This is a genomic window from Methylobacterium sp. D54C, from assembly GCF_053345595.1.
The window spans coordinates 1-219 of record NZ_JBKFAK010000307.1 but is presented as its reverse complement, the minus strand read 5'-3'; the positions used below and the strand labels follow the sequence as shown (position 1 = coordinate 219).

Below are 219 nucleotides of genomic sequence, written 5' to 3'. Positions count from 1 at the left end.
GGCAGGCGGTCGACGGGATCCGGGAGAAGTACGGCCTCTCGGAACGTCACGCCTGCCGGCTCGTCGGTCAGCACCGCGGCACGCAGCGCTATGTGCCGACGGTGCCGGCCGACGAGGATGGGCTGACCCGAGCCATCGTTGCCCTGGCCTCCGAGTACGGGCGCTATGGCTACCGTCGTGTCACCGCGCTGCTGCAAGCAGACGGCTGGCAGGTGGGCA

The 219-nt window shown here is 70.3% G+C and carries 1 pseudogene; it reads left to right on the top strand.

Annotated features, from left to right (window positions below):
- A pseudogene (locus ACLBYB_RS33665) lies at positions 1-219 on the top strand (IS3 family transposase); the annotation flags it as partial.